At 53.6% G+C, this 12,436-nt stretch carries 10 protein-coding genes and 1 tRNA gene; 2 read left to right on the forward strand and 9 right to left on the reverse strand.

The features are described 5' to 3' along the window. Positions 1-275: 275 nt before the first annotated feature. From WFN87_RS22700 to proB, 5 genes are all read right to left on the reverse strand, one after another. Positions 276-1,295 carry a DUF4365 domain-containing protein gene (locus tag WFN87_RS22700; protein WP_336983935.1) on the reverse strand — a complete coding sequence of 340 codons (1,020 nt, stop codon included), beginning with the start codon at positions 1,293-1,295 and terminating at the stop codon, positions 276-278. A gap of 363 nt (positions 1,296-1,658) precedes the next feature. Beyond that, a complete protein-coding gene (locus WFN87_RS22705) occupies positions 1,659-2,855 on the reverse strand; it encodes a tyrosine-type recombinase/integrase (RefSeq protein WP_336983934.1) in 1,197 nt (398 codons plus the stop codon). 163 nt (positions 2,856-3,018) lie between these two features. Further along, positions 3,019-3,094, reverse strand: a tRNA-Thr gene (locus WFN87_RS22710). Positions 3,095-3,205: 111 nt separating this feature from the next. After that, positions 3,206-4,459, reverse strand: a complete 1,254-nt coding sequence (gene proA / locus WFN87_RS22715; protein WP_336983803.1) for a glutamate-5-semialdehyde dehydrogenase — start codon at positions 4,457-4,459, stop codon at positions 3,206-3,208. 11 nt (positions 4,460-4,470) lie between these two features. Continuing rightward, positions 4,471-5,574 carry a glutamate 5-kinase gene (proB, locus tag WFN87_RS22720; protein WP_008457354.1) on the reverse strand — a complete coding sequence of 368 codons (1,104 nt, stop codon included), beginning with the start codon at positions 5,572-5,574 and terminating at the stop codon, positions 4,471-4,473. A 298-nt stretch (positions 5,575-5,872) separates the two neighbouring features. Between proB and ompC the strand changes: the two genes are divergently transcribed. Further along, positions 5,873-6,982 (forward strand): porin OmpC, encoded by a 1,110-nt coding sequence (gene ompC / locus WFN87_RS22725; protein ID WP_008457352.1) that lies wholly within the window; start codon positions 5,873-5,875, stop codon positions 6,980-6,982. 55 nt (positions 6,983-7,037) lie between these two features. On the opposite strand, the gene crl is transcribed toward ompC, so the two are convergent. The 3 genes from crl to gpt all read right to left on the reverse strand — a co-directional run bounded on the left by crl (position 7,038) and on the right by gpt (position 9,324). Next, positions 7,038-7,439, reverse strand: a complete 402-nt coding sequence (gene crl / locus WFN87_RS22730) for a sigma factor-binding protein Crl (protein ID WP_008457351.1) — start codon at positions 7,437-7,439, stop codon at positions 7,038-7,040. 57 nt (positions 7,440-7,496) lie between these two features. Beyond that, entirely contained in the window at positions 7,497-8,744 is a 1,248-nt protein-coding gene (gene frsA / locus WFN87_RS22735; RefSeq protein ID WP_166994267.1) for an esterase FrsA, read from the reverse strand. 121 nt (positions 8,745-8,865) lie between these two features. Continuing rightward, positions 8,866-9,324, reverse strand: a complete 459-nt coding sequence (gpt, locus tag WFN87_RS22740; RefSeq protein WP_008457349.1) for a xanthine phosphoribosyltransferase — start codon at positions 9,322-9,324, stop codon at positions 8,866-8,868. Positions 9,325-9,579: 255 nt separating this feature from the next. Between gpt and pepD the strand changes: the two genes are divergently transcribed. After that, positions 9,580-11,037 carry a beta-Ala-His dipeptidase gene (gene pepD / locus WFN87_RS22745; protein ID WP_008457348.1) on the forward strand — a complete coding sequence of 486 codons (1,458 nt, stop codon included), beginning with the start codon at positions 9,580-9,582 and terminating at the stop codon, positions 11,035-11,037. 126 nt (positions 11,038-11,163) lie between these two features. Here the strand turns inward: pepD and dinB are convergent, their stop codons facing one another. Beyond that, on the reverse strand, positions 11,164-12,219 hold the full coding sequence (gene dinB / locus WFN87_RS22750) for a DNA polymerase IV (RefSeq protein ID WP_008457347.1): 1,056 nt from the start codon (positions 12,217-12,219) through the stop codon (positions 11,164-11,166). Between the last annotated feature and the right edge of the window lie 217 nt (positions 12,220-12,436).

A 12,436-nucleotide genomic window follows, 5' to 3' on the forward strand; every position in this document is an offset into this window, starting at 1 on the left:
GATTACCAGACACCAGCTGAATTCGCAACGGACTGGCGAAACAGGAAATATGAAGAAAAACCAACCGACATTACTAACTGAAGGTTGTATCTAATCCTGGGGGCAGGTCATTGCTGCATGAAACGTATTCGAGGGTATTGACGTCTAATAATTTTATAGTACAGTTACATCAGGCGGTACACGCATAATAGAAGGTCCAGAACCTTAAATTCTGGAACCGGTGATGTAATACATCACGTCTGGGACAGTCTGAGCGCGATTGTACCGCCACAATTTCATTTTCCCCGGCCAGGTTCATAAACCGTGTAAAACCATAATCTTGTTTCTGCTTCACCACTGACTTCAGCAGGGTTAATCTTTCTTTCTCTTTTTAACACAACCATTACTTCTGATGAGTTGCGATTCTTTAAAATTACTTTTGCTGTTAGTCCAACGAAATCAACTAAGCAAATATAACCATCTTTTCGGTTTTCATACTTTTGTACTGGGGTTAACACTCGCCATGTGGACACATCATTTATAATCCTTGCAGCAATAGGTAATAAATTGAAACTGGTTTCTATTCTTGCAATTGGTCGCTTTTTTCGGGTTATATGGCTCCAGCCAGTTCTGTTGATTAGAACTGGGCCAAAGTAAGGGTTTGTGGCTCCAGTAAGTTTCCATTTTTGGTAGAATTCAATGCTTTTCGCTTTCAAGGTTAACTTTAAATTACTGTTTAGACCTGCAGGTAATTTACCACTTAAAGTGTCATTTTTTGATAGGTCTATCAGTGGCTTATCAGCATAGTCAGCCGAAGTTCTTGCGAGCCGCCTTAGAGGGCCCTTACACTCCGGTGAGGGCATGAACCTATTTTTTAAAGGAACTTTAATTAGTGTGCTAGTCTCATCAGAATAAGTTAATTTCGATTTAAGGTCGGCCCAGTAGGAATGTGCAACTTCATTTTCATCCCAAAAAACGAATATAAGTATGCATGGAATAGGTGATTTACTCCAGATTTCCTTCTTTTTACTGAGGTTACTAATGTTGAGCTTTATCTCATCTTTATTACGACTACTAATGTGTGTATCTCCGCTTTTTACTTGAACATGAATTAACCCGCCAGTAAAATTCCAGGATTGTTTACTTCGATTTTCTTTGTCTTTCGGGTCGAATTTTTTAGACCTTATATAAATGATGCCATCAAATCCATCATCATTTTCTTGTGAAATTGGTTGATACCCCCACCCCCATTTCGTCAATAAACTTGCCACATGGCCTACACCTAGAGCCCCGATTCTATTGCTCTCAGAAGTCATACACATTCCTGTAATTTGCGAATTATTTAGTACTTTTTGGTTCATATTTTAACTAACTACAACATCACATAATCCGATTAGAACAGTCAAATTTTTCTAAGCTGAAAGTGAAAAAGTTAACTGCCATGTCCACTTCAGGTACGAGGCTGCCCTGATGTCTCAACGGCAGCTTAAAACGATAGAAAAAGTTCGAAATTGTTTTCAAAAAAATTAACGTCTGCTCTTGGCACTAAACAGATCTTCATACTCTAGATATGCAAATATAACTTTTCTGAAGAAAGCGTAAATGTAAATCAGCAAAAAAATACCAGCATTGAGCCCCTCCATTTTGGAGGAGCTCAACTCAAACCTTTTATAGGAAACTTATGAGGCGACGGAGAACTTAGACTGTCCTTTTTTTCCGATATAATCCGCATACCACTGCATCATCTCCCTCCGCCCTTCCAGATACAACGCATGGTTGTACGTCCCACGAATCGCATTCTTATCGACATGCGCAAGCTGGGTCTCAATCCATGCGGTATTGAACCCTTCCTCATGTAAAATTGTACTCATCGTGTGCCTAAAACCATGTCCAGTAACCTTCCCCGTATACCCAATCCGTTTGAATACCTGATTAATACTCGCTTCACTCATCGTTTTACGTGGATCATTGCGCCCTGGGAACACCAACGGATATTGCCCGGACATTACTTTGAGCAGCTGTACGATTTCCAGCGCTTGGGTAGAGAGGGGTACAAGATGAGGCCGTTTCATCTTCATACGCTCTGCAGGTATTTCCCACACCGCTTTTTCAAGATCAAACTCACTCCAAAAAGCACCTCGGAGCTCGCCAGTGCGAACCCCCGTAAGGATCAGCAGCCGAGCGGCAAGAACAACTAACGGGCTTCCTGTATAGCCTGTGAGAGCTGTAAAGAAGTCTGGTAACTCCTCTACAGTAAGGAAGGGATAATGCTTCGATTCATGCCCTGACATCGCGCTGGTTAGATCCGCTGCAGGATTGTATTCCGCACGACCGGTAACTATGGCGTAACGAAAGACTTCACTGCAGCGTTGGCGAACCTTCTTGGCCTTCTCTGTCGCGCCACGGCTTTCCATTCGACGCAGCACATTCAGCAGAACCAGTGGTTTGATTTCATTCACCGGAAGTTGGCCGATATAGGGGAAAATATCTTTATTGAAAGCTTCGATAATGTCGGAGGCATAGCCTTCTGACCACCGGCTCACCTTCGTACCATGCCACTCAAGTGCCACAGACTGAAACGTGTTGTTGAGTTGCACATCGCGAACCAGCTTTTCTTCTTTCTTGGCAAAAGATGGATCGATACCCTCAGCCAGCTTTTTCTTGGCGTCGTCACGCAGTGCTCTTGCTTGCGCAAGCGACACTGCTGGATAGACACCGAAAGCCAGACGTTTCTCTTTTCCATTGAAGCGATACTTCATCCGCCAGTATCTGGAACCAGAGGGAACAACCTCAAGATACAAACCAGCACCATCTGCCAGCTTATAGGCTTTCTCTCTGGGTTTAGCAGCGTCTACCTGTCGCGCATTTAGCTTCATTGGGGGCATCTCCCTGGACCGAACACAGAATGCCCCCACTTATGCCCCCAACTGTGACTTGATTTCGGTTGAGTCCAGTTGATAACAGGAGATAGGATACGGGCCATGAACCGCAGTATACGGGCTTTTAGTTGATTTCGGTAGACTTGGGAAGAGTTTGAAATGGTGCCGATAATAGGAGTCGAACCTACGACCTTCGCATTACGAATGCGCTGCTCTACCAACTGAGCTATATCGGCTTTCCGGACGCGCCACGAGCGTGGCTGCGGTGTAAAAGGTTAAGGAAGATTGGGTGATGCGTCAACCACTTATCAAACTGACCGCTGGTTTTTGCATCACCCTGTCTTCAATTACGCACGAATAGTGTCGTCGCCGAAACCGATCCACTTGTAGGTAGTTAAGGCTTCAAGCCCCATCGGGCCGCGGGCGTGCAGCTTCTGGGTGCTGACCGCCACTTCCGCGCCCAGGCCGAACTGGCCACCGTCGGTGAAGCGGGTTGAGGCGTTGACGTACACGGCAGAGGAATCCACTTCGTTAATAAAGCGGTTCGCGTTGCGCAGCGTGCGGGTCAGGATAGCGTCCGAATGCTGGGTACCGTGCTCGCGAATATGGGCGATGGCATCATCGAGATCCGCCACCACTTTCACATTCAGGTGCAGCGACAGCCATTCGTCGTTGTAATCCGCCTCTTTCACCGCTTCCACCGCCGCCGGGCCGGTTTGCAGTACAGGCAGCGATTTCTCGTCAGCATGCAGCGTTACGCCGGACTCCGCCATCTGCTTGCTCAGCGCAGGCAGGAAGCCGTCGGCAATCGCCTGGTGCACCAGCAGCGTTTCCACCGTGTTGCAGGTGCTCGGGCGCTGGGTTTTGGCGTTCACGATGATTTTCAGCGCCGGTTCAATCTCGGCGGTGTCGTCCACTACGATGTGGCACACGCCGATGCCGCCGGTGATCACTGGGATCGTCGACTGTTCACGGCAGAGTTTATGCAGGCCCGCGCCACCGCGAGGGATCAGAATGTCGATGTAGCGGTCGAGGCGCAGCATTTCGGTGACCAGCGCGCGGTCCGGGTTTTCAATCGCCTGAACCGCCGCTTTCGGCAGGCCGCACTCTTCCAGCGCCTGCTGGATCACCGCCACCGTGGCGTTGTTGGTGCGCCAGGTTTCTTTCCCGCCGCGCAGAATGGCGGCGTTGCCGGTTTTCAGGCACAGGGAGGTGACGTCCACGGTCACGTTCGGGCGAGCTTCATAGATTACGCCCACCACGCCGAGCGGTACGCGGCGGCGCTCGATGCGCAGCCCGCTGTCCAGCAGCCCGCCGTCGATCACCTGCCCTACCGGGTCAGCGAGGCTGCATACCTGCCGCACATCGTCGGCGATGCCTTTCAGGCGAGCCGGGGTGAGCTGCAGGCGATCGAGCATGGCTTCGCTGAGGCCGTTTTTACGCGCTTCGTCCACGTCCTGCTGGTTGGCGGTCAGGATCTGCTCCGAACGCGCTTCAAGGTAGTCGGCAATTTTTTCCAGCACGCGGTTCTTTTCGCGGCCGGAGAGCAGTGCCAGCTGGTAAGAGGCCTCTTTTGCCGCTTTGCCCATTTGTTCAAGCATTAGTCTGCTCCTTAATTAACAATCATGTCGTCGCGATGCACGGCCACCGGGCCGTATTCATAGCCGAGGATGTCGTCGATTTGCTGGGAGTGATGCCCGGCAATGCGGCGCAGCGCGTCGCTGTTGTAGCGGCAAACACCGTGGGCGATGTCGCGCCCTTCCAGGCTGCGAATGCGGATCACCTCGCCGCGGGAGAAGTTGCCGCTCACGCTTTTGATGCCTTTAGGCAGTAGCGAGCTGCCACGCTCCAGAATAGCGGACAGCGCGCCGTCATCCACGGTGATTTCGCCGGCAGGCGGAGCGCCAAAGATCCAGCGTTTGCGGTTCTCCAGCGGCGACTGCTGCGCGTGGAAGCGCGTTCCTACAGGGTTGCCGGCCATGACGTCGCCGATAACGCCCGGCTTGCTGCCTGCGGCGATGATGACGTCGATACCCGCGCGGCAGGCGACGTCGGCCGCCTGGAGCTTGGTGCCCATGCCGCCCGTGCCGAGGCCGGAAACGCTGTCGCCCGCAATGGCGCGCAGCGCATCGTCGATGCCGTGCACTTCTTTAATCAGTTCCGCTGCCGGGTTGTTACGCGGGTCGGCGGTGTAAAGGCCCTGCTGGTCGGTGAGCAGCAGCAGCTTGTCGGCCCCGGCCAGAATCGCGGCCAGCGCGGAAAGGTTGTCGTTGTCGCCGACTTTGATCTCAGCCGTCGCCACGGCGTCGTTTTCATTAATGACCGGCACAATGTTGTTATCTAACAGCGCTCTGAGCGTGTCGCGGGCATTAAGGAAGCGTTCGCGATCTTCCATATCGGCGCGGGTCAGCAGCATCTGCCCGACGTGAATGCCGTAAATAGAGAACAGCTGTTCCCAGAGCTGAATCAGGCGACTTTGCCCTACCGCGGCCAGCAGCTGCTTGGACGCGATGGTGGCGGGGAGTTCGGGGTAGCCGAGGTGTTCACGCCCGGCGGCAATCGCCCCGGAAGTCACAATCACAATACGATGCCCCGCCGCGTGCAGCTGGGCACACTGGCGAACCAGTTCAACAATATGGGCGCGGTTCAGGCGGCGGGAGCCACCGGTTAATACGCTGGTGCCTAGTTTTACGACCAGCGTCTGGCTGTCACTCATGATTCTCTGCCGTTTCTACAAATAAGGGGAAATTAAAAAGCCAGATGACGTTGTAACAGGAGTCGCGCGGCTTGCCAACAGGCGGCGTGGGAAAAGGGCTAATAAGCCAGAAAGGATCGCTGAGGATAGCGGATATATTTTACATTTTTATGACATATAAACTTTATTACGTTTATTTAATCTTTCTCCTAAATTGTCATAAATCTTTAATCTGAGAACGATAAAACCCTTCCTGTTTTTAGCAGGAGCCCGACTCCTGGATCAATTTTGCAAGCGTTCATCATTCTTGGGATAACAAATGAAAAAGAGCACACTGGCATTAGTGGTAATGGGTATCGTGGCTGCTTCTGCTTCTCAGGCAGCCGAAGTTTATAACAAAAACGGCAACAAGGTTGACATCTATGGCCGCGTTAAAGCTGAACACTACTTCAGCGACAACACCGGTTCCGATGGCGACCAGACTTACGCTCGCCTGGGCTTTAAAGGTGAAACTCAGATTAACAGCCAGCTGACCGGTTACGGCCAGTGGGAATACCAGATTGCGGGTAACAAAGCAGAGAACGACTCTACCGGCACCAAAACTCGCCTGGCGTTCGCGGGCCTGAAAGCCGGTGACTACGGCTCATTTGATTACGGTCGTAACTACGGCGTGCTGTACAACATCGCCTCTTACACCGATATGATGCCAGAGTTCGGCGATGACTCTTTCGTCAGAACCGACACCTTCATGACCGGCCGTGCGACCGGCGTGGCGACTTACCGCAACAACAATTTCTTCGGTCTGGTTGACGGCCTGAAGCTGGCTCTGCAATACCAGGGCAAGAACGGGGCTGACAGCGCGAACACCCGTTCCGATACTTCTCGCCAGAACGGCGACGGCTTCGGTACCAGCCTGTCCTACGACATCGCTGACACCGGCCTGAGCGTGGGCGCAGCATACGCCAACTCTAACCGTACCAACGCGCAGAAAGCGTCCGTTTACGGTAAAGGCGATAAAGCTGAAGCCTGGACCACCGGCATCAAGTACGACAAAAACAACGTGTACCTGGCAACCATCTACGCTGAAACCCGTAACATGAACCCAATCAGCGTTCCGGGCTCCCTGGCGGGCACCAGCAGCAGCGTGTCTGGTTTTGCTAACAAAAACCAGGCGTTCGAAGCCATCGCTCAGTACCAGTTCGACTTCGGTCTGCGTCCATCCCTGGGCTACGTGCAGTCTAAAGCGAAAGACATCGAAGGCATTGGTGATGCGGATCTGGTGAAATACATCGACGTGGCCGCCACCTATTACTTCAACAAAAACATGTCTGCGTTTGTTGATTACAAAATCAACCAGCTGAGCGACAACAACAAGCTGAAGCTGAACAACGACGACGTTGTTGCGGTAGGTATGGTGTACCAGTTCTAATTCGCGATACTGCGGATAAAAAAATCCCCGTCAGCTTGACGGGGATTTTTTATTTTCAGGCAGAGAGTTTAAGCGACTTTTCCGCAAAGTTCTCGGCAGGCACCAGCCCAAGCTCAAGGGTGGCGAGTAAATCTTTCAGGCGTCCGTGGAAACCGCGCAGCGTCTGCTCCAGCTTTTCATCCACTTCTTTATCTTTTGCCGGGGTCGCCGTCCATTTGCCGTCTTTATCAAACAGGCCGAACTGCCAGGTGTAGGTAAACTGCTTTTCCTGGGCTTCCAGCACCATCCACCATCCCCAAAATTCGCGTTTCTCCGGCGCGGGCTTTACGTTAACGCACACCGCCAGGCAATCGAAGAAGAAACGGTTGTCTTCACACTGCTCTTCCCGGATATACGGGCCAAGCGAGGCGAACTTTCTGATCAGTCTACTTTTCGGGTGTCCACTCGGTAACGTCATTACGATCTCCTGTTGTGAAGCAACTGTTTTAGCAAACCGCCGTAATTTAGCAAATATTTAACGTAATCTTTGTTTCATCCAGCCGGTAACTTCCTGCAGCGCTTTGTCAAAATTTTGATACACCGGCTTAAACGGGATCTGGAGTAATTTGCCGTCGGCAGATGACGAAGTGATTAAACGGGATTCTTCTTCCGGGCTGAACGGATCGTTCTCCCAAAAGCCGGACAGCATCGGCGTTGGGCAGCGGCGGCCCAGCAGCCCCTGCGTTTTCAGGGAGTAGCGGTTTAGCTCCACGCTCAGCGCGCTGTCGGAGATGCTGGTCATGCCCAGGCGGCTCGCAAGCACGTCAATGTACATTTCCGGCACGTTGGCCTGGCGCTGCGGGTCGCTCAGCAGGGCGTGAACCACCGGCCCAAGGCAGGCAACGGCTTTCAGGCGCGGCGCTTCGAGGTAGGCCAGGCGCACGGCAACGTTGGCGCCAAAGCGGAAGCCAAATGCTGCGACGCGCGTGTGGTCAACCCAAGGAATGTTGGGCAATGCTTTGAGCACGTGCTGGTGCAGCACGCTGGAATCCTGGGTCAGCTTCCACTTAGAGGAAAAACCGACTGACGGCATGTCGATGGTCAACATCGCGATGCCCTGTGGGGCAAAATATTTCTCAAACAGGCTGTAATAATCGCTCTGTAGGGCATCGAGGCCGCCGCACATCAGCACGGTCGGGAATGGCCCTTCTACCCCTTTAGGCATGTGCAGGAAGCCGCTGATGGTGCCGCCACCGGTCATCGGGAATTCAAGCTCGCGCAGCCCGCCGGACAACCGGGGAGCCGCCTCTTCGTAAGCCCGATTAGCCAACACCTGGGCCTGCTCCGCCAACGCGTCCCCTTTCAGGTGCGGGTACGCCGCAATGCTGTAGAGGTTAGCCGCCTGCAGCCAGCATTTGCCGATTTTCTCTTCGTCCGTTTCCTGGCCGGCACGCTGCTGCCAGAGCATCGCCTGCTTCGACCATTCGTAGATCCAGTTCCCCCCGCGATAGCCCATCACGGTATCAAACAGGTCGTCGTTGGTACGTTCAGCCTCGGTGCAGGCAATCCGGGCCTGGACTTCGAGGATTTCACGCGGATCGACCCCGCGCCAGATCCACATCAGGCGGTTGATCATGCGGTACCAGTGGGGCACGTTTTTGCCGTCCAGCGCGGACTGGATCGCGGGCGTGGCGGTATGCCGTGCGCGACGAACAAGCGTGGACGTTTCCGGGTGTTTGAATCTTGGCTTAAAGAGGGTTTCGCTGAGGTTGGCCTGCGACATCGTTTCACTGCCTCCATGAATACGAGAAACGTCGCTATTGTAGCCTGATACGGTCCAAATAACACAAACGCCCGGCTATGCCGGGCGCCAAATAAATGACAAAGCTCAAATCATGGAGGGATTAACGGCCAGCCAACGGCGGCACAAACACCACGCCCATATCCCACGGCTGCTCAATCCAGGTGTCCTGCGGGATATCAATCACGTAATCGTCCACCAGCGGCTGACCGGCTGGTTTAGCGAAGATAGTGACGAAGTGAGCTTTCGGATACATTTCGCGAATGGCTACCGCGGTACCGCCGGTGTCGACCAGGTCATCGATCACGATAAAACCTTCGCCGTCGCCTTCCGCACGCTTCAGCACGGTCAGCTCACGCTGGTTGTCGTGGTCGTAGCTGGAGATACAAACGGTATCAACATGGCGAATACCCAGTTCACGAGCCAGCAGCGCGCCCGGCACCAGGCCACCACGGCTAACGGCAATAATGCCTTTCCACTGTTCGGCTGGCAGCAGACGCTGAGCCAGTTTGCGGGCGTGAATCTGCAACATGTCCCAGGTGACGACGTATTTTTCGCTCATGTGAAGTGTCCCGGCCTGTAAATAACGGCTTAAAAAGTATTCGAAGGAGTTTTGGTTGCGCGAGATTATAGAGATCTGGCGCACTAAAAACCAGTGCCGCAGGCCACTGGCAGCGGATTTTGCTCGTATTCAGCCTTCACGCAACAAAAGAAAGTGGTATTCTCAGAACATCGCGCAAGCCGTGCTTGTGGTGTATCTGAACCCGGCTAAAAACGTAACCGGTCAGCCAAAAAAACGACTCCAGGGAGACTCAACGTGTCTGAATTGTCTCAATTATCGCCACAGCCGCTGTGGGATATTTTTGCCAAAATCTGTTCTATTCCGCATCCGTCCTATCATGAAGAAGCGCTGGCGGAACACATCCTGTCCTGGGCAAAAGAAAAAGGCCTGCACGTCGAACGTGACCAGGTGGGGAATATCCTGATTCGCAAGCCTGCTACGCCGGGCATGGAAAACCGCAAACCTGTGGCGCTTCAGGCGCACCTCGACATGGTGCCGCAAAAAAACAACGACACCGTTCACGACTTCGCTAAAGATCCTATCCAGCCGTACATCGACGGCGAGTGGGTAAAAGCGCGCGGCACCACGCTGGGCGCAGACAACGGCATCGGTATGGCGTCCGCGCTGGCGGTGCTGGCTGACGACAGCGTGGCGCACGGCCCGCTGGAAGTGCTGCTGACCATGACCGAAGAAGCCGGGATGGACGGCGCATTTGGCCTGCAGGCGGGCTGGATGCAGGCAGATATCCTGATCAACACCGACTCCGAAACGGAAGGTGAGATCTACATGGGCTGCGCGGGCGGGATCGACTTTATCACTACGCTGCCGCTGCAGCGTGAAGCCGTTCCGGCTGGGTTTGACACCTTCAAGCTGACCATCAAAGGGCTGAAAGGCGGCCACTCCGGCGCAGATATCCATCTGGGCCTGGGGAACGCCAACAAGCTGCTGGCTCGCTTCCTGCTGGCTCATGCCGCGGAACTGGACGCACGTCTGCTCGACCTGAACGGCGGCACCCTGCGTAACGCCATTCCGCGCGAAGCCTTCGCCACGCTGGCCGTGCCTGCGGCGAAAGCGGCCGAGCTGAAGTCTGCGGCTAACGCTTACCTGGCCGTTCTGAAAAATGAACTGTCTGCGGTCGAGAAGAACATTACCGTGCTGGTGGAAGCCACAACGTCTGACAAACAGGCGCTGACCGCTAAAACTCGCGATACCTTCCTGCATCTGCTGAACGCAACGCCAAACGGCGTGATTCGTAACTCAGACGAAGTGAAGGGCGTGGTTGAGACTTCCCTGAACGCGGGCGTCGTGACCATGAGCGACGACAGTGCAGAAATTATCTGCCTGATTCGTTCCCTGATCGATTCCGGTAAAGACTACGTGGTTAGCGTGCTGGAGTCCCTGGGTGAACTGGCCGGGGCGAAAACCGTGGCGAAAGGCAGCTATCCTGGCTGGCAGCCGGACGCTAAGTCTCCGGTGATGGCCCTGGTACGCGAGACTTACCAGAAGCTGTTCAACCAGACGCCAAACATCATGGTTATCCACGCGGGCCTGGAATGTGGTCTGTTCAAAAAGCCGTATCCGGAGATGGATATGGTTTCCATCGGGCCAACCATTACCGGCCCACATTCCCCGGACGAGCAGGTACATATTGAGAGCGTTGGCCAGTACTGGACGCTGCTGACCGAGCTGCTGAAGGCGATTCCGGCGAAGTAAGTTTTACCCTCACCCTAACCCTCTCCCTATAAGGGAGAGGGGATTTTCTTTGTCTGCCTCATTTTCAGCGAAAACGTGTTTTTCCCCTTCTCCCTTCCAGAGAGAAGGCCGGGATGAGGGTCTAATTCACAACCCCAGCAGCAGTTGTCTCTCCAGTTGCGGGTCGAGCAGCGTCACATGCAGCCCCACCAGCCGGACGCCGCGCCCTCCCCGCCGTTCTTCCCATGTTTTACGGGCGGTGGCAATCAGGTCTTCTTTGTTCAGCTTCGGCCAGACGTGCTCCTGGGTCGTCAGCTGAAAGTCATTAAACTTCAGCTTGATGCCTTGCCGGGCGATACGCAGGTCGGCCCGCTCTTTGGCAAGTCGCCTCTCAAGCTCCGGGTACAGGCGTTCAATAATCTCTTCGCATTCTGGCCATTCATGAATGTCTTCCGCGAGCGTCCGCTCTACCCCCACCGACTTTCTCTGACGATCGTTACTGATCTCACGCTCATCAATGCCCTGGCTGCGCTCCCACAGCACCCGGCCAAATTTCCCAAAGCGTTTTAACAACATGGCCAGGTCAGCATTTTGCACGTCAGCGCAGGTTCGCAGACCGAGCGTTTCCAGCTTTGCCACCGTGACTTTGCCCACGCCGGGAATTTTCCCGAGCGGTAGCGTCGCTAAAAAGTCCGGCACCTGTTCGGGCGTAATGACATACTGGCCGTTGGGTTTATTGAGGTCGGAGGCAATCTTTGCCAGAAACTTTATCGGCGCAATGCCAGCTGAGGCGGTCAGGTTCAGTTCGTCGGCAATGGCCTGACGAATTTCGCGTGCTATCAACGTGGCCGAGCCCTGGCAGTGTTCGCTGTCCGTAACGTCCAGATAAGCTTCATCCAGCGACAAGGGTTCGATCAGCGGGGTATAGCGGGAGAAGATTTCACGAATATGGTTAGAGGCTTCTTTATAGGCGTCGAACCGGCCCGGCAATAGCGTGAGATGCGGACAGAGTTTTAGCGCCATCGCGGTCGACATCGCGCTGCGCACGCCGTATTTTCTGGCGGGATAGTTCGCCGTGCTGATCACGCCTCGCCGTTGGGCGCTGCCGCCAATAGCGAGGGGAATATCGCGCAGGGCAGGGTTATCACGCATCTCAACGGCGGCAAAAAAGCAGTCCATATCGACATGAATGATTTTGCGCATATCCACTCAACCAGAAAAATAACACTGGATAAGTATACAGCTAATTTTCAAAATGAGGAAATTGTCGCAGGCCACCAAATCTTTTCCTGCAAGTGGCATCACCTCGGGCATAAAGTGACACACCGCAAAAACTCCAATTGATTCCAATAAAATGTGTAAACGCCCGCGTCTGGCGCTTGCGAAAATTAGCCACGATGCTAATGTGAGCGCAATCCTG

The sequence above is a fragment of the Cedecea sp. AS113 genome (genome assembly GCF_037152415.1).
Lineage (GTDB): Bacteria > Pseudomonadota > Gammaproteobacteria > Enterobacterales > Enterobacteriaceae > Cedecea.

Coding starts and splice junctions, on each gene's coding strand:
- WFN87_RS22700 (WP_336983935.1), bottom strand. CDS start 1,295: ATGACTTCTGAGAGCAATAGAATCGGGGCTCTAGGTGTAGGCCATGTG.
- WFN87_RS22705 (WP_336983934.1), bottom strand. CDS start 2,855: ATGAAGCTAAATGCGCGACAGGTAGACGCTGCTAAACCCAGAGAGAAA.
- proA (WP_336983803.1), bottom strand. CDS start 4,459: ATGCTTGAACAAATGGGCAAAGCGGCAAAAGAGGCCTCTTACCAGCTG.
- proB (WP_008457354.1), bottom strand. CDS start 5,574: ATGAGTGACAGCCAGACGCTGGTCGTAAAACTAGGCACCAGCGTATTA.
- ompC (WP_008457352.1), top strand. CDS start 5,873: ATGAAAAAGAGCACACTGGCATTAGTGGTAATGGGTATCGTGGCTGCT.
- crl (WP_008457351.1), bottom strand. CDS start 7,439: ATGACGTTACCGAGTGGACACCCGAAAAGTAGACTGATCAGAAAGTTC.
- frsA (WP_166994267.1), bottom strand. CDS start 8,744: ATGTCGCAGGCCAACCTCAGCGAAACCCTCTTTAAGCCAAGATTCAAA.
- gpt (WP_008457349.1), bottom strand. CDS start 9,324: ATGAGCGAAAAATACGTCGTCACCTGGGACATGTTGCAGATTCACGCC.
- dinB (WP_008457347.1), bottom strand. CDS start 12,219: ATGCGCAAAATCATTCATGTCGATATGGACTGCTTTTTTGCCGCCGTT.